General features: G+C 69.9%; 19 protein-coding genes and 2 pseudogenes. 12 read left to right on the top strand and 9 right to left on the bottom strand.

Annotated features, from left to right (window positions below):
• Positions 1-22 precede the first annotated feature (22 nt).
• The 4 genes and pseudogenes from ACZ4Z3_RS08300 to ACZ4Z3_RS08315 all read right to left on the bottom strand — a co-directional run.
• Positions 23-673 (bottom strand): annotated as a pseudogene (locus ACZ4Z3_RS08300) (M48 family metalloprotease); the annotation flags it as partial.
• Between the two features lie 424 nt (positions 674-1,097).
• Positions 1,098-2,009 carry an aldo/keto reductase gene (locus tag ACZ4Z3_RS08305; protein ID WP_468500271.1) on the bottom strand — a complete coding sequence of 304 codons (912 nt, stop codon included), beginning with the start codon at positions 2,007-2,009 and terminating at the stop codon, positions 1,098-1,100.
• An 812-nt stretch (positions 2,010-2,821) separates the two neighbouring features.
• Positions 2,822-3,190, bottom strand: coding sequence for a Pycsar system effector family protein (locus ACZ4Z3_RS08310; protein WP_468500809.1), 369 nt, complete (start codon positions 3,188-3,190; stop codon positions 2,822-2,824).
• 70 nt (positions 3,191-3,260) lie between these two features.
• Positions 3,261-3,542 (bottom strand): annotated as a pseudogene (locus ACZ4Z3_RS08315) (Crp/Fnr family transcriptional regulator); the annotation flags it as partial.
• Positions 3,543-3,856: 314 nt separating this feature from the next.
• Between ACZ4Z3_RS08315 and ACZ4Z3_RS08320 the strand changes: the two are divergent.
• The 9 genes from ACZ4Z3_RS08320 (at position 3,857) to ACZ4Z3_RS08360 (ending at position 15,160) form a co-directional block, all read left to right on the top strand.
• Entirely contained in the window at positions 3,857-4,408 is a 552-nt protein-coding gene (locus ACZ4Z3_RS08320) for a DUF1707 and DUF4190 domain-containing protein (RefSeq protein ID WP_468500272.1), read from the top strand.
• A gap of 502 nt (positions 4,409-4,910) precedes the next feature.
• Entirely contained in the window at positions 4,911-5,282 is a 372-nt protein-coding gene (gene rpsL, locus ACZ4Z3_RS08325; RefSeq protein WP_003948652.1) for a 30S ribosomal protein S12, read from the top strand.
• A gap of 2 nt (positions 5,283-5,284) precedes the next feature.
• Positions 5,285-5,755, top strand: coding sequence for a 30S ribosomal protein S7 (rpsG, locus tag ACZ4Z3_RS08330; RefSeq protein WP_003992340.1), 471 nt, complete (start codon positions 5,285-5,287; stop codon positions 5,753-5,755).
• Between the two features lie 39 nt (positions 5,756-5,794).
• The gene (gene fusA, locus ACZ4Z3_RS08335) at positions 5,795-7,921 is read left to right on the top strand and encodes an elongation factor G (RefSeq protein WP_055537300.1); all 2,127 of its coding nucleotides are present in this window, start codon (positions 5,795-5,797) and stop codon (positions 7,919-7,921) included.
• 156 nt (positions 7,922-8,077) lie between these two features.
• Positions 8,078-9,271, top strand: coding sequence for an elongation factor Tu (gene tuf, locus ACZ4Z3_RS08340; protein WP_055537301.1), 1,194 nt, complete (start codon positions 8,078-8,080; stop codon positions 9,269-9,271).
• Positions 9,272-9,477: 206 nt separating this feature from the next.
• Positions 9,478-10,038 (top strand): RNA polymerase sigma factor, encoded by a 561-nt coding sequence (locus tag ACZ4Z3_RS08345; RefSeq protein WP_468500273.1) that lies wholly within the window; start codon positions 9,478-9,480, stop codon positions 10,036-10,038.
• Positions 10,035-10,637, top strand: a complete 603-nt coding sequence (locus ACZ4Z3_RS08350) for a hypothetical protein (RefSeq protein ID WP_468500274.1) — start codon at positions 10,035-10,037, stop codon at positions 10,635-10,637. The genes ACZ4Z3_RS08345 and ACZ4Z3_RS08350 overlap by 4 nt, the downstream gene beginning before the upstream one ends.
• A 162-nt stretch (positions 10,638-10,799) precedes the next feature.
• Positions 10,800-13,982 carry a glycosyl hydrolase 115 family protein gene (locus ACZ4Z3_RS08355; RefSeq protein ID WP_468500275.1) on the top strand — a complete coding sequence of 1,061 codons (3,183 nt, stop codon included), beginning with the start codon at positions 10,800-10,802 and terminating at the stop codon, positions 13,980-13,982.
• A 98-nt stretch (positions 13,983-14,080) separates the two neighbouring features.
• Complete coding sequence (locus ACZ4Z3_RS08360; protein WP_468500276.1) at positions 14,081-15,160, top strand: endo-1,4-beta-xylanase; 1,080 nt, start codon at positions 14,081-14,083, stop codon at positions 15,158-15,160.
• 13 nt (positions 15,161-15,173) lie between these two features.
• Here the strand turns inward: ACZ4Z3_RS08360 and ACZ4Z3_RS08365 are convergent, their stop codons facing one another.
• From ACZ4Z3_RS08365 to ACZ4Z3_RS08375, 3 genes are all read right to left on the bottom strand, one after another.
• On the bottom strand, positions 15,174-15,773 hold the full coding sequence (locus ACZ4Z3_RS08365; RefSeq protein WP_468500277.1) for a Uma2 family endonuclease: 600 nt from the start codon (positions 15,771-15,773) through the stop codon (positions 15,174-15,176).
• 47 nt (positions 15,774-15,820) lie between these two features.
• Entirely contained in the window at positions 15,821-16,714 is an 894-nt protein-coding gene (locus ACZ4Z3_RS08370; RefSeq protein ID WP_468500278.1) for a helix-turn-helix domain-containing protein, read from the bottom strand.
• 198 nt (positions 16,715-16,912) lie between these two features.
• Entirely contained in the window at positions 16,913-17,404 is a 492-nt protein-coding gene (locus tag ACZ4Z3_RS08375) for an ATP-binding protein (protein ID WP_468500279.1), read from the bottom strand.
• 155 nt (positions 17,405-17,559) lie between these two features.
• Here ACZ4Z3_RS08375 and ACZ4Z3_RS08380 point away from each other — a divergent pair, with 155 nt between their 5' ends.
• Both ACZ4Z3_RS08380 and ACZ4Z3_RS08385 read left to right on the top strand, forming a co-directional pair.
• On the top strand, positions 17,560-18,435 hold the full coding sequence (locus ACZ4Z3_RS08380; RefSeq protein ID WP_468500280.1) for a helix-turn-helix domain-containing protein: 876 nt from the start codon (positions 17,560-17,562) through the stop codon (positions 18,433-18,435).
• Positions 18,432-18,641, top strand: coding sequence for a DUF397 domain-containing protein (locus ACZ4Z3_RS08385; RefSeq protein ID WP_468500281.1), 210 nt, complete (start codon positions 18,432-18,434; stop codon positions 18,639-18,641). Before ACZ4Z3_RS08380 ends, ACZ4Z3_RS08385 begins: the two co-directional genes overlap by 4 nt.
• A gap of 50 nt (positions 18,642-18,691) precedes the next feature.
• On the opposite strand, the gene ACZ4Z3_RS08390 is transcribed toward ACZ4Z3_RS08385, so the two are convergent.
• Entirely contained in the window at positions 18,692-18,910 is a 219-nt protein-coding gene (locus ACZ4Z3_RS08390; RefSeq protein WP_468500282.1) for a type II toxin-antitoxin system VapB family antitoxin, read from the bottom strand.
• Positions 18,911-19,040: 130 nt separating this feature from the next.
• Between ACZ4Z3_RS08390 and ACZ4Z3_RS08395 the strand changes: the two genes are divergently transcribed.
• Entirely contained in the window at positions 19,041-19,868 is an 828-nt protein-coding gene (locus ACZ4Z3_RS08395) for a hypothetical protein (RefSeq protein WP_468500283.1), read from the top strand.
• 37 nt (positions 19,869-19,905) lie between these two features.
• Here ACZ4Z3_RS08395 and ACZ4Z3_RS08400 read toward each other — a convergent pair whose 3' ends face one another.
• Positions 19,906-22,779 (bottom strand): poly(A) polymerase, encoded by a 2,874-nt coding sequence (locus ACZ4Z3_RS08400; RefSeq protein WP_468500284.1) that lies wholly within the window; start codon positions 22,777-22,779, stop codon positions 19,906-19,908.
• Positions 22,780-22,782: the final 3 nt, after the last annotated feature.

Raw genomic sequence — 22,782 nt, forward strand, 5'->3', positions numbered from 1 at the left:
TTCGGGGTTCTCGGGGGGTGTGTCAGCGCCCGCCGTCCACGTGGGTCTGCAGGCGGTGGAGCCGGGTGTGGACGTCGGGGTGCGAGGCGAGGAGCCGGGCGATGACTCCCTCCTCCTCGAAGCGGACGCCCATGGCGGCGGCGCCCACTCGCGATGCCTCGTCGTGGGCGAGGTCCTCGCGTAGCACGGCCATCAGCTGCGGGGCGAAACCGAGGCGGGCCGCGTGCTCGTCGGCGCGTAGCTCTGATCGGCGGGACACCGCGGCGACCAGACAGGGCGTGGCCAGGGGGAGGAGGACCAGGCCGTAGGTGGCCGTCGCCACCGCGAACACGGTGGCGCCCAGGACGCCGATCACCACTGCGGCGGTGCCCACGGGGAGACGGTCGACGCGTGCGACCAGTCGTCGGAGCAGGCGCCAGGTGAGCTTGGCAGGCAGTGTGTACCAGTACGTGACCAGGGAGGCCCAGGCGTGCCCTCCCACATGGTGTCCCAACTCGTGCGCGAGCACTCCGGCGAGGCGGGCCGGCGTCAGGGACCGGAGCGAGTGGCTGGTGACGCCGACGATGTGCCCTGCGGCGGCCATGGCGTTGACCTCGTCGCTGTCCTCGATCCACAGCTGGTAGGCGTCCGGGTCGATTCCGGCCCGGGCGGTGACCTTCCGCCAGACTGGTTTTGTTCGCGGGTTCCGACAGCAGATGTTCACCAGTTTCGACAGCGCTCACAGGGCTCGCGGATTCGAACAGCGCGACCTGGTTCGCGCCTCGTGGATCAGCTTCCCGGGCTTGTTCGCACAGGTCCAGGAAGGGTTGGATCAGCGGCTGGAGCCCATGGCGGGCCGGGCTACGGCCCGGGGTTGCACCGCTCGCTCGGCTCACCGCTCGTGTCTCTGGTGGACGGCTGTCGTTTGATCAGGTCATGAACATCACTCGTACCCTGACTGCGGCCGGCCTGGCCGCCGCCTCCGCGGGGATTCTTGAAAACGACCAGAGCTGCTCGTCGCTCCACTCGCTCCGGCGTTCAACGGAGTGGGGAGTTTCAACGAGCGAGGAATGCGTTCTCGCCCGCTCGTGGAGTGTGCGGGCCGTGCCGGCCGGTCGTCAGGAGTGGTCTTCGGTCGCCGGGGGCGCGTCGTTGAGGTCGGCGAGGTCGTGGGACGTCAGTTCCAGGTCCGCTGCGTGAATGTTGTCCCGTAGGTACGTCGGGCGGGTGGTACCGGGGATGGGGATGACGTGCTGGCCCTGGGCGAGGATCCAGGCGAGCGCGGCCTGGGCCGGGGTCGCGGAGTGGCGCTCCGCGACCGTGCGCAGGACGGTGACGATCCGCAGGTTCGCGGCGCGGGCCGGAGACGTGAAGCGGGGGTGGCGGGCGCGTAGGTCGCTGGGCGGGAAGGAGGTGTCCGGGGTGATGGTGCCGGTGAGGAATCCGCGTCCCAGGGGTGCGAAGGGGACGAACAAGGCACCGTTGCGGGCGCACCAGCCGACGGTGTCTTCCTCGTGTGCCCGGGTGCCAAGCGATCGCCGGGACCAGAGGGAGAGTTCGGACTGGATGGCGGCGACGGGGTGTATTCGATGTGCCTGGTCGGCCTCCTGGATGCGGACGTCCGAGAGGCCGAGGTGGCCGATCTTGCCCTCTGTCACCATTTCGGCGAGGGCGCCCCAGCTGTCCTCCAGGGGGACGGCTGGGTCGATGCGGTGCAGGTAGCACAGGTCCACGGTGTCGGTACGCAGGCGGCGCAGGCTCGCCTCGACCGCGTTGCGCAGGTGTGTTGGTCTGCCGTCGCGGTGCAGTGCCATAGCTGCGAGGTCGTCCACGACCAAGCCGACCTTGGTGGCGAGGAACGCCTCGTGGCGGCGTGGGGCCAGGGTCTGGCCGATCAGAGTCTCGTTGTGGCCTTCACCGTATACGCCCGCGGTGTCCAGGAATGTGACTCCGAGGTCCAAGGCTGCGTGCAGCAGCGCGGCTGAGGCTTGGTCGTCGGGTTGCGGGCGGGCGTACATCCAGGGGCTCATCCCGGCACAGCCCAGGCCGACGGCTCCGAGCGGCCGTCCGGTCGGTGGGAAGGGTCTGGTCCTCGTGTTCATCGGTCTGCCGCTGTTTCGTGGTCCGTGTGTCGTTCACGCGGTGGCCGGCACGGGAGACGGCGCGGACCAAATCACGTGATCAACAGCCCACACTACCTGCCTCGGAAGCCCGGGGAGATCCACCGGGCAGGAGAGGCCACCTTGAGCATGAGATGGGGACTTTCACATATCCCCATCACGTGTGCACGTTCGGTGGCACATGGCATCGACAGCAGCTGCGGCTCGTCTGCCTGACGTACCGACAATCGAACAGTGCCAACTGTGAGCGCTGTCGAAACTGGTGAACATCTGCTGTCGGAACTCGCGAACAGAGCCAGCCAGACCGAGGTCAGTTTCCGGGCCTCCTCCGGCGTGGGGTGGCGCAGCCGGTACAGCCAGCGGGCGAGGAGTCGTTCGCAGGGGCGGTGGAAGGCCAGTGCGCCGCTCGCCGCCCAGCAGCCCACCGGGATCCACCAAGGAGGCCCGAACAGGGCGTCGACGACGTACGAGGCTGCGACGACCACGGTCAGGCTGGTCAGCAGGTGGGGCAGTTGGAGAGCGAGCGTTCCGAGCGTGGTGACGTCGATGTGCCGGTGCCGGGCCGATATGTGGACGCGGCCTGAGTGGGGCCGTAGGTCAGAGCCGGGTTCGTGGCCGGACTCAAGGCCGGGGCCGGGGTCGACAGGTTTTTCGGCCGCTCTCGGAACCGTGGGGTACGGACATGGCGCTCCTTGTCGGATCGGGGCCGCGCGGGGGCGTGATCAGGCCATGAGGGCGGAGGCGGGCAGTAGTACCGCGGCGGAGCCGAAGGCGATCAGGCCGGTGCGGATCCAGAGGTGTTTGCGGGCCACGATGCGGCTGGTCTCGGCGAGTGCCGGGAAGAGACCGGCGGAGGGATCGCGCCCGGTCTCCGCCACGGCGGCGGCGAGCCCGCCGGAGTGGGCGGCACGCTGTACGTCCCCGAAGTAGGTGAGGGGGCGGCCGAACTCCCAGCTGCTTCTGCGGTAGCGGGGGAGGACGGCGAGCAGCAGGGCGAACAGCGCGGCGAAGAGCGAGGCCGCGCCAAGCCACCACAGGACGGTGGCGGCGGGCGGGAGCCCGGCCGGGCCCCAGCCGTGTCCGCCGAGCAGACCGGCTGTTCGCGACCCAACGCCATCTGATCGACCGTGTGCTCGACAAGGACGGACTGGAGAGCTACCAGATGGAGGAGCCCCGGCAGAGGATGTCGCCGGGGCCGCGGAGGGCGAGCAGCGCCTCGTAGCCGTTGGCGGCGATGGCCGTCACCTTGGTCCAGCCGTGCAGGAGCAGCAGCACATGGGTGGACGGCTCGTCCTGGTGCATGATCACGGCGCGCTCCCGGTACCGCAGAGGCCGGCCGACGGCCAGGAGGGCGGCGCGGTCCTCCTTCTCCAGCCGGGCCAGAAAGGGCACGCGGTCATCGAACCCGTCGTCGTCCCACGCGCGCGTACGCCCCCCGGTCATGCCTCGCCCCCGCGTCCACCTGTGCCGATGCCGTCGATACCGCGACCACTCAACGTACTTGAGGCGGCGGGGCGGGGAACGGGCTGCAATCGGCCGCTGGCCGACACTCGCCCCTGCCGTCAGCCGGGGCGGCGCCGCCGCCTCATGCGCCGGGGACTCGTCGCGTCGCCGGCGCGGACACCGATCGTCCGCTCGGTCGCCGAACCGGGACACCGGTAGCGGAACCGAAACACAACCGGCGTCTGGGAACCTGTGCCGGGGGACGTGCGTTGGAGCATCATTGGAGGCACAACCAGTCCGGGGGAGTGTTTCTCGTGTCGAACCCGTCGTGGCAGCCGATGCCGTGGCAGGCGCAGGGCAGTAGTCCGTCGCTGCTTGCCGCCCATGCCGATCGTGAGCGTGCCGTGGATGTCCTGCGGGCCGGTTTCAGTGAGGGCCGCCTTCAGCAGGACGAGTATGAGAAGCGCATCGAGCGGGCCTACACGGCCCGCACGGTGGGCGAGCTGGCCCTTCTGGTCGCCGACCTGCCGCAGGGGCCCTCGGCCATGCAGCCGAGTGCGATGCCCGCGATGCCCCCGATGGTCCCGCGTACGTTCATGCCGGCCCCCGTTCCGCCCCCGCCCACCAACGGCAAGGCCGTCGGCGCGATGGTGTGCGGTGTCCTCACCACGATGACCATGGGGCTCACCGGTATCCCGGCCGTCGTTCTCGGTCACACCGCCCGCTCCGAGATCAAGCGCACCGGCGAGGGCGGCGAGGGCTTCGCCCTGGCGGGCCTGATCCTGGGCTGGCTCTCGGTCGCCGGCTGGGCCTTCTTCCTCGCCATCATGATCATCGCCGGGGTGGCCTCGGAAAGCGGAGTCTGAGGACGACGGGGCGGGGGCCCGGGGTCCCGGCCTTCTCGATACGGCACGGGCAAAGGCCCCGGCACCCCCGGCCCTCACCGGCAAGGGCACCAGCAAAGGCCCCCGCATCCCCCGGCCCCCTCGACAGGGCACTGGCAAGGCCCCCGGCCCCCCTCGACAAGGGCACCAGCATCCCCCCGGCCCCCCTCGACAAGGGCACCAGCAAAGGCCCGCCGCATCCCCCTGACCCCCACCAACGAGCCCCCCGCCCCAGCCCAGCGCAGCGGCTACCCATTTGTTTTGACCGTAGCGAATGCGATAGGTACGCTCAGACCTTGTGCCTGGGGTGTGCCCTGGCTCTCGTGCGTGCCTTGAACCGCACAGGTGGGAGCCGTAAGCGGACGCCGTAATCTGCGCCCTCTGCCTCGCGGCGGGACTCCGCAGTATTCGACACACCCGACCGCGTGGGTCGGAGATGTTCCGGGTTAGCTTCACCATTCGGCACACAGAAACCGGAGAAGTAGTGCCTACGATCCAGCAGCTGGTCCGCAAGGGCCGGCAGGACAAGGTCGAGAAGAACAAGACGCCCGCACTCGAGGGTTCCCCTCAGCGCCGCGGCGTCTGCACGCGTGTGTTCACGACCACCCCGAAGAAGCCGAACTCGGCCCTGCGTAAGGTCGCGCGTGTGCGTCTGACCAGCGGGATCGAGGTCACCGCTTACATTCCGGGTGAGGGACACAACCTGCAGGAGCACTCCATCGTGCTCGTGCGTGGTGGCCGTGTGAAGGACCTGCCGGGTGTTCGCTACAAGATCATCCGCGGCTCGCTCGACACCCAGGGTGTCAAGAACCGCAAGCAGGCCCGCAGCCGCTACGGCGCCAAGAAGGAGAAGTAAGAATGCCTCGTAAGGGCCCCGCCCCGAAGCGCCCGGTCATCATCGACCCGGTCTACGGTTCTCCTCTTGTCACGTCGCTCATCAACAAGGTGCTGCTGAACGGCAAGCGCTCCACCGCCGAGCGCATCGTCTACGGCGCCATGGAGGGCCTGCGTGAGAAGACGGGCAACGACCCGATCATCACGCTGAAGCGCGCTCTGGAGAACATCAAGCCGACCCTCGAGGTCAAGTCCCGCCGTGTCGGTGGTGCGACGTACCAGGTTCCGATCGAGGTCAAGCCCGGTCGTGCCAACACGCTCGCGCTGCGCTGGCTCGTCGGTTACTCCCGCGCCCGTCGCGAGAAGACGATGACCGAGCGTCTGCTCAACGAGCTTCTCGACGCCTCCAACGGCCTCGGCGCCGCTGTGAAGAAGCGCGAGGACACCCACAAGATGGCCGAGTCCAACAAGGCCTTCGCGCACTACCGCTGGTAGTCGCAGACCCCATCGAGACCGAGAGAAGACTGAAGCCTTATGGCTACCACTTCACTTGACCTGGCCAGGGTCCGCAACATCGGGATCATGGCCCACATCGACGCGGGCAAGACGACCACCACCGAGCGGATCCTCTTCTACACCGGCGTCAGCTACAAGATCGGTGAGGTCCACGACGGCGCCGCCACCATGGACTGGATGGAGCAGGAGCAGGAGCGTGGCATCACGATCACCTCTGCTGCCACCACCTGTCACTGGCCGCTTGAGGGTGTCGACCACACCATCAACATCATCGACACCCCGGGTCACGTCGACTTCACCGTCGAGGTGGAGCGTTCGCTCCGCGTTCTCGACGGCGCCGTGACGGTGTTCGACGGCGTTGCCGGCGTGGAGCCGCAGTCCGAGACGGTGTGGCGTCAGGCCGACCGTTACGGCGTGCCCCGCATCTGCTTCGTCAACAAGCTGGACCGCACCGGCGCCGAGTTCCACCGCTGCGTGGACATGATCTCGGACCGCCTGGGCGCCCAGCCGCTCGTCATGCAGCTCCCCATCGGTGCTGAGGCCGACTTCAAGGGCGTCGTGGACCTGGTCCGCATGAAGGCGCTCGTGTGGTCCGCCGAGGCCGCCAAGGGCGAGATGTACGACACCGTCGACATCCCGGCCACGCACACCGAGGCTGCCGAGGAATGGCGCGGCAAGCTGCTCGAGGCCGTCGCCGAGAACGACGAGGAGCTGATGGAGCTGTACCTGGAGGGCGAGGAGCCCACCGAGGAGCAGCTCTACGCGGCGATCCGTCGTATCACCATCGCGTCCGGCAAGGGCACCGGCACCACGGTGACCCCGGTCTTCTGCGGCACCGCGTTCAAGAACAAGGGCGTCCAGCCCCTGCTCGACGCGGTCGTGCGCTACCTCCCGACGCCGCTTGACGTCGAGGCCATCGAGGGCCACGCCGTCAACGACCCGGAAGAGGTCATCAAGCGCAAGCCGTCCGACGACGAGCCGCTGTCCGCGCTGGCGTTCAAGATCATGAGCGACCCGCACCTCGGCAAGCTCACCTTCGTCCGGATCTACTCCGGTCGCCTGGAGTCCGGCACCGCCGTGCTGAACTCCGTCAAGGGCAAGAAGGAGCGCATCGGCAAGATCTACCGCATGCACGCGAACAAGCGTGAGGAGATCGACTCGGTGGGCGCCGGCGACATCGTCGCCGTCATGGGCCTGAAGCAGACCACCACCGGTGAGACGCTGGCCGACGACAAGCAGCCGGTGATCCTGGAGTCCATGGACTTCCCGGCCCCGGTCATCCAGGTCGCCATCGAGCCCAAGTCGAAGGGCGACCAGGAGAAGCTCGGCGTCGCGATCCAGCGCCTGGCCGAGGAGGACCCGTCCTTCCAGGTCCACTCCGACGAGGAGACCGGCCAGACCATCATCGGCGGTATGGGCGAGCTGCACCTCGAGGTGCTGGTCGACCGTATGCGCCGTGAGTTCAAGGTCGAGGCCAACGTCGGCAAGCCGCAGGTCGCCTACCGCGAGACGATCCGCAAGGCCGTCGAGCGCGTCGACTACACGCACAAGAAGCAGACTGGTGGTACCGGCCAGTTCGCCAAGGTGCAGATCGCGATCGAGCCGATCGAGGGCGGCGACGCCTCGTACGAGTTCGTGAACAAGGTGACCGGTGGCCGCATCCCGAAGGAGTACATCCCTTCGGTGGACGCCGGTGCGCAGGAGGCCATGCAGTTCGGCATCCTCGCCGGGTACGAGATGACGGGCGTCCGCGTCACGCTTCTCGACGGTGCCTACCACGAGGTCGACTCCTCCGAGCTGGCGTTCAAGATCGCCGGTTCGCAGGCCTTCAAGGAGGCCGCGCGCAAGGCCAGCCCCGTGCTGCTCGAGCCCATGATGGCCGTCGAGGTCACCACGCCCGAGGACTACATGGGTGAGGTCATCGGCGACATCAACTCCCGCCGTGGCCAGATCCAGGCCATGGAGGAGCGGGCCGGTGCCCGTGTCGTGAAGGGCCTCGTGCCCCTCTCGGAGATGTTCGGCTACGTCGGCGACCTGCGCAGCAAGACGTCCGGCCGCGCCAGCTACTCCATGCAGTTCGACTCCTACGCCGAGGTTCCGCGGAACGTCGCCGAGGAGATCATCGCGAAGGCCAAGGGCGAGTAACTCAGCAGAGTTCCAGCCTTTAGGCTTGACTCCGGAGCCTTACGGGGTCAAACCCCCGCGAACGCGGATGTTTGACCCCGGGGCCCGGGCTTTCCAGCAAAGATCACCTGGCGCCGATGAAGCAAGGCGTTCAGAACCACTCCACAGGAGGACCCCGTGGCGAAGGCGAAGTTCGAGCGGACTAAGCCCCACGTCAACATCGGCACCATCGGTCACATCGACCACGGTAAGACGACCCTCACGGCCGCCATTACCAAGGTGCTGCACGACAAGTACCCGGACCTGAACGAGGCCTCGGCCTTCGACCAGATCGACAAGGCTCCTGAGGAGCGCCAGCGCGGTATCACCATCTCCATCGCGCACGTCGAGTACCAGACCGAGTCGCGTCACTACGCGCACGTCGACTGCCCGGGTCACGCCGACTACATCAAGAACATGATCACCGGTGCTGCCCAGATGGACGGCGCCATCCTCGTGGTCGCCGCCACCGACGGCCCGATGCCGCAGACCAAGGAGCACGTGCTCCTGGCCCGCCAGGTCGGCGTTCCGTACATCGTCGTCGCCCTGAACAAGGCCGACATGGTGGACGACGAGGAGATCCTGGAGCTCGTCGAGCTCGAGGTTCGTGAGCTCCTCTCCGAGTACGAGTTCCCGGGCGACGACCTGCCGGTCGTCAAGGTCTCGGCGCTCAAGGCGCTCGAGGGCGACAAGGAGTGGGGCCAGTCGGTCCTGGACCTGATGGACGCCGTCGACTCCGCCATCCCGGAGCCGGAGCGCGACGTCGACAAGCCGTTCCTGATGCCGATCGAGGACGTCTTCACCATCACCGGTCGCGGTACGGTCGTCACCGGCCGTATCGAGCGTGGTGTCCTCAAGGTCAACGAGACCGTCGACATCATCGGCATCAAGACCGAGAAGACCACCACCACGGTCACCGGCATCGAGATGTTCCGCAAGCTGCTCGACGAGGGCCAGGCCGGTGAGAACGTCGGTCTGCTCCTCCGTGGCATCAAGCGCGAGGACGTCGAGCGCGGCCAGGTCATCATCAAGCCGGGTTCGGTCACCCCGCACACCGAGTTCGAGGCCCAGGCCTACATCCTGTCCAAGGACGAGGGTGGCCGCCACACGCCGTTCTTCAACAACTACCGTCCGCAGTTCTACTTCCGTACGACTGACGTGACCGGTGTTGTGACCCTCCCCGAGGGCACGGAGATGGTCATGCCGGGCGACAACACTGAGATGAAGGTCGAGCTCATCCAGCCCGTCGCCATGGAAGAGGGCCTGAAGTTCGCCATCCGTGAGGGTGGCCGGACCGTGGGCGCCGGCCAGGTCACCAAGATCAACAAGTAAGTCCGTTGATCTGACCTGGTAGCTCCAGCGCGAGCTCCAGAAGGGGCCCGTACGACTTCGGTCGTACGGGCCCTTTCGCGTTCTCGGGGCTTCTCCCGGTAACGCCTTCGCCCTCCCCGGCCAAGTACAGGTGACAGCATGACCGACGACGGGAGGTACACACCTTGGCACCGGACAGCAGAGGCCGGGGCGGTCCGCCGGGAGAGATGTACGACCCCGCGGCATTCGAGGTCTTCTACCGCCGCCACGTCGACACCGTCACCCGGTTCATGGCCCGGCGGGTCACCGATCCCCACACCGTCGCCGACCTGACCGCCGAGACCTTCCTCGCGGCCATCGACTCCGCGCATGCCTACCGGGCCGACCTCGGCAGCGAGACGGCCTGGCTGTACGGCATCGCGCGCAACGTCGTCGCCGCGGAGGCCCGGCGCAGCGCCCGTCAGAGCGTCCTCGGCAGCCGTATCGCCGGCCGCCGGCTGCTCGACGGCGACGACATCGACCGGCTGGAGGAGAAGCTCGACGCGGAGGCCGCCGGGCGACGGGCGCTGGCCGCGCTGGAAGGGCTGCCCGACGGGGAACGCGCGGTGATCGAACTCGTCGCGGTCGACCAGCTCAGCGTCACGGAGGCGGCGACGGCCCTCGGGATACGCAAGGTCACCGCGAGGGTGCGGCTGCACCGGGCGCGCAAGGCGCTGCGGTCGGCGGCGGCACCGACAAACCAGACGGAGCAGACGGCAGGGCTCAGCTACGCAGGGGGCAAGGCATGACGACGAAGACGGGGAAGACGGCGAACACCTTCGAGGACCGGCTGCTGGGCGAACTCCAGCGGGAGATCGCGCTGCGCGCGGCGGACCGGACGGAGGAGGAACCGGTGCGGCGGCGCCGGGTCACGCCCCGGCGGGCGCTGGTGGCGCTCGCGGCGTGCGCCGTGGCGGCGGGGGTCGTGGTTGCGGTGCCGTCGTCGACGGGTGGGCCGCAGGCTTACGCGCTTGAGCGGCACAAGGACGGCAGCGTCACCCTCACGTTCGACGAGATCGTCGCCCTGAGTTGGGACGACAAGTCCAGGCTGATCGAGCGCCTGAGCGCGGAGGGCATCTTCGTCAGTGTCGACAAGCCCAGGAGCGGCTTCGTGTGTGAGCAGCCGCGAGGCAAGATGCCGCCGGAACGCACGCGGACCTACAACGTGAAGACGGGCGTGTGGAGTGAGCCCTTGACGTACACGCTCCATCCTGGCGACACCCTGGCCTTCGAGGAGCCGGAGCGGGTGAAGGACGATGTCAGCCCCGCCTGGAGCATGTACATGGTCGAGGGTCGGATCAAGCCCTGCAAGGAAGTGCCCTTCGAAGGGCTCGTGGGAGAGGACTAACCAGAGTGGGCCCGTGCGAGCGAAGTCGTGTCGGTCCCTCGTCTCCCGCCTTCGAAACTATTCGACGCGCCTGACCCGTTGTCCCCTCGCTTCACTCCCTCCACCATTTGTCATGTCGCTGAGCAAATCCCGGTTTCGGGTCGATCGGTCGAGGGGTGTGGCATGTCCGCGGACGTCAGCCGTAGAACCGTTCTGGGAGTGGGCGCGGGGCTTGCCGTGGGCCCCGCGTTGCCGGGGGCCGCGTCGGCGGACGACGGTTCCGCGGTCGGCGGCGGCGCCGGGGCCGGGGTCGGCGGTGGGGGTGGGGCGCTGCGGGTGTCCGACTCGGGGGCGTACCTGTCCTTCACCCCGGCCCCCGGCGCGTTCGCGCTGGTCGGTGCGCCGGTCGTGGTGAGTCCCGAGGATCACCCCGGAGTCGTACGGGTGGCGGGGGATCTGCGGGACGACATCGAGCGGGTCACGGGGGTGCGGCCGGGGGGCTCGATGGGCCGTGAGGTGGTCCTGGTGGGGACCATCGGGCGGAGTCCGCTGATCGACGGGCTGGTGAGCGCGGGGAAGCTCGACGTCAGCGGGGTGCGGGGGAAGTGGGAGACCTCGTTGCAGACGGTCGTGGAGCGGCCGATGCCCGGGGTGGAGCGGGCCTTCGTGGTCGCGGGCAGCGATCCGCGCGGCACGATCTTCGGGGTGTACGACGTGTCGTACGGCATCGGGGTCTCCCCCTGGTACTGGTGGGACGACGTGCCGCCGGTGCGCCGGGACGAGGTGTACGTGCTGCCGGGCCGGTACAGCCAGGGCACGCCGGCGGTGAAGTACCGGGGGGTCTTCATCAACGACGAGAACCCGGCGCTCGGTACCTGGGCGCCGGCGTTCTTCGGGCCCGGCAAGGCGCCCGGGTATCCCGGTGGGTTCACCGCCGACTTCTGGGCCAAGGTCTTCGAGGTGCTGCTCCGGCTGAAGGGCAACTACGTCTGGCCGGCGGTGTGGGGGCGGGCGTTCGCCGAGGACGACCCGGAGAACCACACGCGCGCCAAGGAGTACGGGATTGTCATGGGCACGTCTCATGAGGCGCCCATGATGCGGGGCATCGAGGAGTGGAACCGCCACGCCGTGCCGGCGGTCAGGGACTCCTCCGGGGCGATCGTGACCCCCGGCCGCGACCCCTACGGAGGCACCGGGGAGTGGTCGTACCGCCGGAACGCCGAGGCCATCCGGGCCTACTGGCGGGACGGCATCCGGCGCATGGTCGACGAGGACTTCGAGGGCGTCGTCACCCTGGGGATGCGGGGGAACGGCGACACGAGCCTGCCCGACGGCGACGGCATCGAGCTGATGACGGAGATCATCGCCACGCAGCGCCGGATCATCGAGGAGGTGACCGGGAGGCCGGCGGACGAGACCCCTCAGGTGTGGACCCTCTACAAGGAGGTCCAGCGCTACTGGGACCGGGGCCTGAGGGCACCGGACGATGTGACGGTCGTCCTGACGGACGACAACTGGGGGAACATCCGTAAGCATCCCGACCCACGGGAGCCCCGACCCGGGGGCTACGGGTTGTACTACCACTTCGACTATGTGGGCGTCGGTCGCAACTACAAGTGGGTCGACACGGCGAACCTCGCCAACCTCTGGGAGCAGCTGCACACGGCTGACGCGTACGGCAACCACGGCCTGTGGGTGGCGAACGTCGGCGACCTGAAGGGGAACGAGCTGCCCACCGAGTTCTTCCTGAACTATGCCTGGCGGCCCGGGCGTTGGGGGCTGGAGAACCTGGAGGAGTGGGAGCGGGGGTTCGCCCGGCAGAACTTCGGCGGGCGGTTCGCCGCCGAGATCGCCGAGGTGCTGAGCGCGTACGGGCAGTTGCAGGCGCGCCGCAAACCCGAGCTGCTGAACCGGCGGATCACCCTCGACCCGTCGAAGGACTCGACGAAGGACGAGCGGGCGATCGTCTACGACGACATGGAGACGCCGTTCTTCTTCGGGCACCACGAGCTGGAGCGCGTCACCGAGGAGTGGCGCGCGCTGGCCCGGCGGACGGAGCGGCTGGGGCGGAGGCTGCCGGCCGGCGTCCAGGACGCGTGGTTCGAGATGGTCGGCTACCCGGTGCTGGCGACGGCCAACCTGTACGGGTTACGTGAGGACGAGTTCAAGAACCTGCTGTACGCGCGCCAGGGGCGGGCGGCGACGAACGACCGGGCTACAGCCGCGGAGGACGGCCTGGCCAGGGACTTCGCCCTCGCCGACCGGTTCAACACCGAGGTCGCCGACGGCAAGTGGCGGGGTTTCCAGACCCAGCCGCACATCGGGTACGGGGACGTCGAACGCTACGGCCCCAACGCCGGATGGCAGCAGCCCGAGAAGGACCACCAGGCGCTGCCGGACGAGATCTTCCCCAAGGTGCGGCGGATCGAGGTGCCGGAGCGCGCGGAGCTGGGAGTCGCCGTCGACGGGGCGGACGACCGGGGGGCGTGGTGGCCGGGCGGCGCGTCCGGCGCGGCGGCCGTGCTCCCGGTGTTCAGCCCGTACCAGACGCGGCCCCGGCAGTACGTGGAGATCTTCAACCGGGGCCGTATGCCCTTCTCGTACCGTGTCGAGCCGTCGGTGCCGTGGCTGGTCGTCGACCGGTCGCGCGGCCGAGTCGACCAGCAGGTCCGGGTCGCCGTGCGGGTGGACTGGGCGCGGGTCCCCGCCGGGGGCGCCGAAGGGACGCTGACGGTGAGCGGGGCGGGGGCCTCGGTGACGGTGAAGGCGGTCGCCGAGAAACCGTCGGCCCGGCAGGCGCGGGCACTGCGGGGGTTCGTCGAGGCCGGCGGGTACGTCGCGATCGACGCGGAGCACCACGCGCGGGCCGTGGGATCGCCCGGCGGCCGGGTCCGCTGGCGGCGGATCGAGCGGATCGGCCGTACGGGGGCGGGGATGACCCCGTGGCCGGTGACGGCGGCGCGGCAGACACCGGGTGGCGCCGGGCCGCGGCTGGAGTACGAGGTCGGCCTGCTGTCGGTGCCGGCGGGCGGCGAGGTGACGGTGTGGGCGTACGTCTCGCCGCGGAACCCCGCCCTCCCGACGGGGGGCCTGCGCTATGCGGTGTCCTTCGACGACGCGGAACCCCAGGTCGTCGACATCCACGCCGTCACCGGCGCCGACGACGGGCTCATGAACAAGCAGTGGGCGCGCAACACCTCCGACAACGTGAACGCGACGGCGACCCGGCACACCGTCGCCGGGCCCGGTGTGCGGCGCCTGAAGTTCTGGATGGTCGACCCGACGGTGATCCTGCAACGCCTGGTGATCGACACGGGCGGGCTGACACCGACGTATCTGGGACCGCTGGAGAGCCGGCGTATCTGACCGCCGGGGCTGTGAGCCGCCGGATGTGACTGCCGGGCCTGTGATCCGGCGCATCTGACTTCCGGCGCCGAGAGCCGGAACTGAGAGAGGAACCACGCATGAGGCACATGAACCGCTTCCGCCTGCCCGCGCTCGCGCTGGCCGCCGGGACACTGCTGTCCACGGTGGTCGCCGTGCAGCCGGCGTCGGCGAGTGAGGGAGGGGAAGGGCCGTCGCTGCGCGCGCTGGCCGCGCGGGCGGGCGTACGCATCGGGACGGCCGTGGACATGACGGCGCTCGCGGACGACCGGACGTACCGCAGGACGACGATCCGCGACTACAACTCGGTCACCGCCGAGAACGTCATGAAGTGGGAGTCGGTCGAGCCCGAGCGGGGTGTCCACAACTGGAAGCCGGCCGACGACCTGGTCCGCTTCGCCCGTGCGCACGGGCAGGTCGTCCGGGGCCACACCCTGGTCTGGCACAGCCAGCTGCCGGCCTGGCTGACGAGCGGTGTGGAGGACGGCTCGATCGGGCGGGCCGAGCTGCGGAAGATCCTCCGCGACCACATCACCGCCGAGGTGAAGCGGTACAAGGGGAAGATCCAGCAGTGGGACGTGGTGAACGAGGTCTTCGAGGAGGACGGCAGCCTGCGCAACTCGATCTGGCTGCGGGAACTCGGCCCCTCCTACATCGAGGACGCCTTCCGCTGGGCCCACGCGGCCGACCCGAAGGCGAAGCTGTTCCTCAACGACTACAACGTCGAGGGCGTCAACGCGAAGTCCACGGCGTACTACGAACTGGCGAAGCGGCTGCGCGCGAAGGGCGTACCCGTCCAGGGCTTCGGCATCCAGGGCCACCTCGCCATCCAGTACGGCTTCCCGGGGCAGGTCGCCGAGAACCTCGCCCGCTTCGGGGGGCTGGGGATGCAGACGGCGTTCACCGAGGTCGACGTGCGGATGATCCTGCCGGTCGACGAGACGAAGCAGGCGACCCAGGCGAGCTACTACCGCCGCCTGCTGGACGCCTGCCTGGGCGCCCGGAGCTGCAAGTCCTTCACGGTGTGGGGCTTCACCGACAAGTACTCCTGGGTGCCGGGCGTCTTCGACGGCGAGGGATCGGCGACGCCGATGGACGAGACGTACGGCCGCAAGCCGGCGTACGAGGCGCTGCGGGAGGGGCTGGCGGCGGGGAGGTGACCCGGAGCCGCCCTCAACCCTTGTCGGGGTAGCGGGGCAGGTTCTCGGTGGAGATGGTCCAGTCGGCGATGGTGACGTCCTCGCCGTAGACGAAGTCCTTGCGGGTCGCGTAGCGGGGGCCGTCCGGGGTGGAGTGGATGTCCGTGAGGACGGCGCCCGTGCCGGTGCGGGGGTCGAACACCGCGTACACGGGGATGCCGAGCAGAGGGTAGTCACGCATCTTGGTGACCCAGTCGTTGTCGGGGTTGGAACGGGAAACGACCTCGACGGCGGCGTGAATCGTGCGGGGATCGAAGGTGCCCTCGACCTCCATGTCGGCTTCGGCGATCACCATCACGTCGGGGCGTCGCATGATGCCTTCGGCTTCGCCCTCCACATCCGGCTCACCCGTATGGGCCACGATCTCTTCCGGCATCGCCTTTTCCAGGCGCTTTCGTAGGCGCAGCACGGTGAGTTCGTGCGGTCCGATGGGCGCCATCATGTCGTGGACGATCCCTTCCTTGGTGATCTCGAATTTGCCGGGGAGGGTGTCGTCCATCGACTGAACGAAGTCCCGCATGGCCAGGTAGATGTGGGAGGAGCCGTGCTGTGAGTCGTCCGGGGCGATGGTCATGGCGCTCGCTCCTCGTCGTCTGTGCCCGGGGGCAAGGATCGTCACGTTCATGCTAGGTGGCCTCCGTGAGGTCGGGCGTGGGGCTGGGGCCTGCAGTCGCGGCAGCGGCTGCCCTTCGGTCCCCGGAAGCCGCGGTCGCAGCCGTCGCAGTTCGTCATCTCGTACTTGACCCGGACGGCCGGTGGTGCCGCGGGCGCCCGGAACGGGGGCGGGGGTGGCAGCTGGGCCGTGAGGCGGTGGGCCAGGAGCGCGGCCGGGCGGTGGATCGGCTCCGACGGGAGGTCTTTCGCCAGGGCCTGGCGTACGACCGTGGGGCTGAGGTCGCGCTCCAGCCAGGCGGCCACGCCCGGGGCGAGGTGGGCGGTGTCGCAGGCCGAGAGGAGGAGGCGGGGGTCCGTGCGGCGCAGGTCGGCGAGGAGGTCGGTGGCGGTCTGGAGGAGGCTGGGGGAGCGGTAGGCGGGCTGGGGGACGGCGGGGAGGGGCTTGCGGGGTGGCTTCTTCGCCGGGCGGGAGGGGTGCGTGCGGCGTACGGGCTCGGCGTCCGCGTGGCCGCCGCGACCGGGCTGGTTGCAGGAGATCGTGCGGGTGATGATGCGGCCCGCGGGTGTGCGTACGCGCTCGCGGCGCAGGTAGCCGTGGGTCTCCAGCTCGCGCAGGGCGGCCGCGATACGGGTCGCACCCTCCGTGAAGCGGGCCGCGAGGCTCTTGATGTCGACGCGGGCGCTCTGCGGCAGCGACTGGATGTGCGTGGCCAGGCCGATCGCCAGGAGTGACAGCTCCGGGTGTTGCGCGAGGTGGTTGCCGATCACCGTGAAGCGGGTGGTGTGACGGGTGTGGTCGTGGACCAGACCACCGCCGGAGTGGCTCCGCCGGTTCGGGTGCTTGTTGTCGGCAAGGCGGGACTGGGCGCGCGCGGGCGCGCTAGGGTTCTGCGTATCCATCGGGAAGCTCCTACTTCCTCGGTGGTCAGGCCCTCGCACTGGGATTGCCGTCCCGGCGGGGGCCGTCGCATGTCTGCGGTTGTGTTGCGCTGAGAGTAAGGCGCCCAACCGGTCCCGGCGCCAGCCGAGTTGGCGATGTTCACTCGCGAGGGTGAGGCCGCTCGGCGGGCGGGAGGGGTGGGGCTTGGTGGGGTCCTTTCACCTGTGAGTTCTTTGGAAAAGACGGCCCGTGCCACCGAAGCACGTGCCGCTGGGTGCCGGTGTCGGGCTGAGGCGGACCTCTGCCCAGATGGTCTTGCGTGGGGGACGCCCCGGCGCGGTTCCCCAGCGGTCCGCGAGTGCCTCGACCAGAAGCAGACCGCGTCCGGACTCGTCGTCGGAGTCAGGGTGCCGGGCGCACGGAAGCCGTTCGGCGCGGGTGTCGGTGACCTCGATGCGGAGGGTGTCGCCGATGACGTAGAGCGTCACGTCGAAATCGCGCCCCTGGACCCGCCCGTGCGTGGCCGCGTTGGCCGCCAGCTCCGCGACGATGTGCTCCGCCGGGTCGGGTGGCAGTCCCCAACTGCGCAGTTGCTCGGTCGCGAGCAGACGGGCGAGGCGGGCCCCGCGAGGTGTGGAGGACAGCCGCACGCTGAAGTTGCGGATGGGGCTGCGGTGTTCGGTGCCGGGGCCGACGGTTTCCGTATTCACATCACTCAGCGTGGCGACGCGCGCCTACTGTGCATAGTGACTGCGCTGATACGTACGGTGACTGTCCGGACGTTGTCCGGTCGTGTCGGGCCTGTCCGGAAGGGCCGTACGGGTAGGGGGCGTTGAGGCGCGACGGTACGGCGGAGAGGTGCGCGATGTTGGTGGACGGCGAGGCGGGGCGGCTCAAGACGGAGGCCGACGAGCCGGGCTGGGAGGTGGATCCGGACGACGAGTGGGGCGTCGCGGTCATCGCCACGGTCGGGCGGCAGCTGAAGCTGCGGCGGGAGGCGGTGGGGATGCGGGCCGCGGACTTCGGGAGGGCGGTCGGGTACGGCGAGGACCTCGTCTACAAGATCGAGGGTGGGAAGCGGATTCCCAGGCAGGAGTACCTGGACAAGGCCGACGAGGCGCTGGGCGCGGGCGGGCTCATCACGGCGACGTGGGAGGACGTGAAGAAGGTCCGGTACCCGAAGAAGGTGCGGGCGCTGGGGAAGCTGGAGGCCAAGGCGGTCGAGATCGCAGGGTACGAGTGCAACATCATCGCCGGTTTGTTGCAGACGCCGGAGCATGCCAGGGCGGCGATCGAAGCGGCGCAGCCGCCGTACTCGCAGGACGACGTGGACCGGATGGTGGCCGCCCGCATGGCTCGGCAATCCGTCTTCGAGCGTGACCCCGGGCCCGCGATCAGTTTTGTGCTGGAAGAGGCGCCGCTGAGGCGTCCTCTTGGAGGCACAATGGTGTGGCGGCGGCAGCTCGAACGCCTGCTGGAGGTGGGTCGGTTGAGGAACGTCACGCTTCAGGTGATGCCGACGCACCGCGAGGTCCACTCGGGCCTGGACGGACGGATCGAGTTGCTGAAGTTCGCGGACGGTACGGCGGTGGGACGTTGCGACGGCGTATTCAGCGGGCGCCCTGTCACTGACCTCAAGCAGCTCCGGGTCCTTGAACTGCAATATGGCACCATCCGAGCGCAGGCCCTCCCGCCGGGGGAGTCGCTGGCCTTCATCGAGCAACTGCTGGGAGAGACATGATGCGCAAGGCCCTCGCCGGGGACGCCTCCGAACTGGCGTGGTTCAAGAGCAGCCACAGCGGCGGCAACAATGGCGAGTCCTGCGTCGAGATCGCCGTAGCCCCCGGCACCGTCCACGTCCGCGACTCCAAGAACCTCACCGGGCCTCAGCTCGCGCTCACGCGGGACGCGTGGGCGGAGTTCGTGACGTACGCGTCCGGTAGCTGACCGTTCCTGTGGACTGAGCGAGCCCGCTCAGCCGCACGCCCCGCGAACGGTCACAGTCCGTCCTGCTCCCTGACTTCGAGGATGTCGAAGTCGAGGAACGCGTCGGCGTTCGTCTGGAGCCAGCGCAGCGCGCGTGCCCGGTCGTCGGTGCTGATCGCCGCCGCTATGGCCGGTGCCCGGTTGATGGTGTCCCGCTTGGTCTTGGTGCCGAGTCGCCGCTGAGCCAAGGCCAGCATGTCGTCGTCGATGTCGACAAGCGTCCTGGACATGCGAACCTCCTGGAACCGGCCACTGAGGGCGGCCAGCGTGACGTACGCGGGGGCATACCGCCTGCAGATGCATGTGCACGTCATTGGTACTGTGCCGCCTCCTTCATCCATCTCCTCCGAAGAGGTGTGCATGCACACAGGCAGACGGTCCGTCGCGGTGGCCGCGCTCGCGGGAGCGCTGGCGCTCTCCGTGCTGAACGCGCCGACGGCCAGCGCGGCGGACACCGGTATCACCGTGTCGGACATCGTCATCAACAAGGGCAAGCCGATCGTGGTCGGCACGTCGAAGGTGGTGGAGCCGCCCATCTCCTTCAACATCGCCCTGCCGACCGGGTACAGCACGGCTGACCCCTCCCGGTACGAGGCGTACCCCTTCCTCTACCGCGGCACCATGGCGACCGCGGCCGACACCGGCGAGAACTTCATCCAGCCGGGTGGCTACACCTGCTACGAGATCGACTCCAAGCACGCCCGCTGCGAGGGCGAGCTCTACATCGACCCGCACCCGAGCCAGGAGCACGTCGACTCCAACAGCGACGCGACGACGTGGAAGGTCGGCGTCTCGCTGCGGCTGTGGAAGGCCGACGGCGGTCTCAAAACCGAGGAGCTGGAGACGCGGTCGAAGACCGCTCAGCTCAAGCGCGCGGCCAGGGCGACCGTCAACGCCACGCCGGAGCCGGTCACCAAGGGCAGGACGATCACCGTCACGGGCAAGCTGACCCGGGCGAACTGGAGCACCAAGACGTACGGCGCCTACGGCGGCCGTACGGTCAGCCTCCAGTTCCGCGCCAAGGGCGCCGACACCTTTCAGACGGTCAAGAAGGTCACCAGCAGCAGCACCGGCGGCCTCAAGGCGAGCGTCACCGCCTCCACCGACGGTTCGTTCCGCTGGGTGTACTACGGCAACTCGACGACCGGCGTCGCGACCAGCGCGGCGGACTACGTCGACGTGCTCTGACCACCTCAGCACAGGGTCGGGTCAGTACTGGGTCGGGTCAGTACAGGGTCGGGATCTCGCCCCCCTCGGCCCGTGTGAGCGTGACCCCGTCCAGACCGCGTAGCCGGCGTTCCGCCACGGCGGTCAGCGCGTCGGTGGTCGGCGGGGTCGGACCCAGGCCGATGGCGTAGCGGGTGGGGGCGGTGGTGAAGGGGCGGGGCCAGGCGTGGCACCCGGGGGCCGTTTCGGCGAGGTCGGTGATCAAGGCCCGCATCCTGCCCCGTACCCGGCCCTCGTCCGCGCCCCCGCCCACCGTCACGATCGCCCAGGCGGCGTGGCGGCGGTGGAGCGGGGGAGGGGCGAGGACGTCGGACCAGGGGCGGCCCTCCTCCAGCAACTCCCAGGCTCGGAACAGCTCCTGCGTGATCAGGTCACGCATGTCCGCCGTGACCTGATCCGTGCAGGGGCGGATCGGGGGCGAGGGGGTGGTGATGGTGAGGGGGTGGGCGGACCGATCCGCCCCACCACCCACCGGCTCTCGCCAGTCCCACGCCGCCCACGTCGCGAAGAAGTGCCGCAGGAGGTCGGTCGGTGGCAGGTCACCGGCCTCGCCCGCCGTGCGGGCCGCCAGGACCGACCAGGCCAGCCCCGGTACGCCGCCGAACGGTGCCGAGTCGAGCCCCCGGGCCTTCGCCCATGCCTTGACCTGCGTGGCCAGTCGGGCGAAGGCCGGCCGGTGAGGGTCCGCCGAGGCGAGGACCGCGTCGGCGTCGCTCACCGCGCTGAGCGCGATCGCCGCCGCCTCACCCAGTTGGGCCCGGCGGTCCACCGCCTCGGCGGGGTCCAGCGAGCCGGTGGCCACGATCACCAGGTCGACGTCCATCCCGTCGAGGCGCAGTCGCAACCCCGGCACCCGGGCTCCCACCACCTCCCGTACACCGGTCGCCTCCGGGAAGGCGGCGGCCAACTCCGCCCGTAGGGAGGCGAGTTCGACGGTACCGGGGAGGGCCGCGACCAGGTCCAGGTCGGCGCCGGGCAGGGCACAGCCCATGCGCCGGGAGCCGACGACGTGGACGACGCCGTGGGGGAGGGCCGCGGCGATCCGGCGGGCGAGGCCGTCAGCCACCGCCGTGTCAGCCACGACCGTGTCGGCCATCGCCGTGTCGGCCACCTCGCCCGCGCCCGGCTGTCCGGAGGACAGGGGCTCCTCCCGGACCCAGCGCACCTCGCCGCTCCCCAGCGTCACCCAGGCCCGTACACGCATCGGTTCGTCGCCGCGCCTCGACAGGAGGGCCAGCCGGTCGACCCGGGCCGGCAGCGGCGTGAGCCGGTCGGCGCAGTCGGCGGCCAGGGTGTTCGGGTCGGTGGTGCGGCCCAGGCTGAGGTGCGGGGTGAAGCCGTCGCGGCGGCCCCGGCAACGGGGGAAGCGGTTCACCAGGGCTCGGTGCAGCTCGGCCCACGGCTCCTCGCCGGCCGCCGCCGGGTCCAGCCAGACCGTCGCGTCCTCCCGGTGCCCGAACCAGTGCACGCCCTCCAACCGGGCGTCGAACGCGGCGGTCGGCGCCGACGCCAGCACGGCCGCCGCCTGCTCGAAGGCGTGTTCCGGTACGAAGCCGAAGAGGACGTTGACGTGCGGGGGCCAGCGGTGGATCTGCGGGTCGTGCTCACGGCGGATGTCCTGGAGCGGTGGCCACAGCTCCTCCGGCGGCAGCCACGCCAGCGCCGTGCGCGCCGTCACCGGGGCGTCGCAGACGCCGGCGGTCACCCCGGCCGGGGCACCTGCCGACGCGGACGGAGCCGTCGTCAGGTCCAGATCGACCCGTACCGCGTAGTGGTCGGAGATGTGGAGGCCGTCCGCCGTGGGCCGGTCCCCGTACAGCTCGGCCCGGCGCACGCGCAGGCCCTCGCCCGCCGAGCGCAGCAGCACCCGGTCCAGCCGGGAGGCCCGGCCGCTCAGGGAGGAGATCGCGGCGAGGGGGTTGGCGCCGGGGTCGAAGGTCGGAGTCGTGTCGCCGGGGCCGTGCGCCTCGACCCACGCGTCCCGCATCCCGAGGGTGACCTGCGGGGTGTCCCCGCCGTCGTTGAAGTCGCCCAGGAGGACCAGATCGGCGTCCAGACCGGCCAACCCCTCGGCGATACGGGCCAGTTCGGCCGCACGGCGACCGGCGCCGTCCACGGAGTGGTCGCTGCTGAGATGGGTCGCCGCGACGGCCAGGGGGCCGGCGGCCGTCTCCACGACCACGGCGGTCACCCCCTTGTGCGGGCCCAGCGCGTGATGCGCCGCCTCGCGCACCGGCAGCCGGCTCAGGAGCAGCAGACCGCACTCGTCCACGTCACGGCCGCGAGGGTCCGCGCCCAGCGTCCAGCCCGCCCGGAGCCAGGGCTCCCTCAGCAGCATGGCCAGCAGTTCCGCCTCGACCTCCTGCAACGCGATCACGTCCGCGTCGGCGTCGCGCAACGCCCGCAGCAGCGAAGGCCGCCGCCGGGCACTGTCGATGAGGTCGGCGTCGTAGCGGTCCCAGAGGGTGTTCCAGGTCAGGACGCGTACGGTGCCGCCCGGCGTACCCGAGGCCCGGTCGGCGGGGGCGGTCGTGGCCACCGGCGGCGCGGGCACCCAGTCCTCGTCGGCGGCGTCCCAGACGTGGGGCGTGCGCGGCGTGAAGAACGGCGCCCGCAGCCGCCGGGCCTCCCGTACGCGCCCGGCGTCCGTCGCGTCGATGCGGTCCACGCCGGTGGTCCGGTCCCACACCACCTCGCCGTCGGCCTCGAAGAACAGCACCCGGTGCCACGGGATCTCGCCGCCCGGCACGAACACGGGCAGCGGGACGCGCTTGGGGTCGGCGCCGCGCTGCGTCACGCCCAGCACGAAGCGGGCCGGGTCGAAGCGGGCGTCCCAGCGCACCCGGTGGTAGATCTCCTCGCTCGTACGCACGTC

The organism is Streptomyces sp. NPDC030296, assembly GCF_055572815.1.

Bases quoted from the DNA above. Each gene is read 5' to 3' on its own strand.
- ACZ4Z3_RS08305 (WP_468500271.1), bottom strand. From the start codon at position 2,009: ATGAGCCCCTGGATGTACGCCCGCCCGCAACCCGACGACCAAGCCTCA.
- rpsG (WP_003992340.1), top strand. From the start codon at position 5,285: ATGCCTCGTAAGGGCCCCGCCCCGAAGCGCCCGGTCATCATCGACCCG.
- fusA (WP_055537300.1), top strand. From the start codon at position 5,795: ATGGCTACCACTTCACTTGACCTGGCCAGGGTCCGCAACATCGGGATC.
- ACZ4Z3_RS08345 (WP_468500273.1), top strand. From the start codon at position 9,478: ATGTACGACCCCGCGGCATTCGAGGTCTTCTACCGCCGCCACGTCGAC.
- ACZ4Z3_RS08350 (WP_468500274.1), top strand. From the start codon at position 10,035: ATGACGACGAAGACGGGGAAGACGGCGAACACCTTCGAGGACCGGCTG.
- ACZ4Z3_RS08355 (WP_468500275.1), top strand. From the start codon at position 10,800: ATGTCCGCGGACGTCAGCCGTAGAACCGTTCTGGGAGTGGGCGCGGGG.
- ACZ4Z3_RS08360 (WP_468500276.1), top strand. From the start codon at position 14,081: ATGAGGCACATGAACCGCTTCCGCCTGCCCGCGCTCGCGCTGGCCGCC.
- ACZ4Z3_RS08365 (WP_468500277.1), bottom strand. From the start codon at position 15,773: ATGACCATCGCCCCGGACGACTCACAGCACGGCTCCTCCCACATCTAC.
- ACZ4Z3_RS08370 (WP_468500278.1), bottom strand. From the start codon at position 16,714: ATGGATACGCAGAACCCTAGCGCGCCCGCGCGCGCCCAGTCCCGCCTT.
- ACZ4Z3_RS08380 (WP_468500280.1), top strand. From the start codon at position 17,560: ATGTTGGTGGACGGCGAGGCGGGGCGGCTCAAGACGGAGGCCGACGAG.
- ACZ4Z3_RS08385 (WP_468500281.1), top strand. From the start codon at position 18,432: ATGATGCGCAAGGCCCTCGCCGGGGACGCCTCCGAACTGGCGTGGTTC.
- ACZ4Z3_RS08390 (WP_468500282.1), bottom strand. From the start codon at position 18,910: ATGTCCAGGACGCTTGTCGACATCGACGACGACATGCTGGCCTTGGCT.
- ACZ4Z3_RS08395 (WP_468500283.1), top strand. From the start codon at position 19,041: ATGCACACAGGCAGACGGTCCGTCGCGGTGGCCGCGCTCGCGGGAGCG.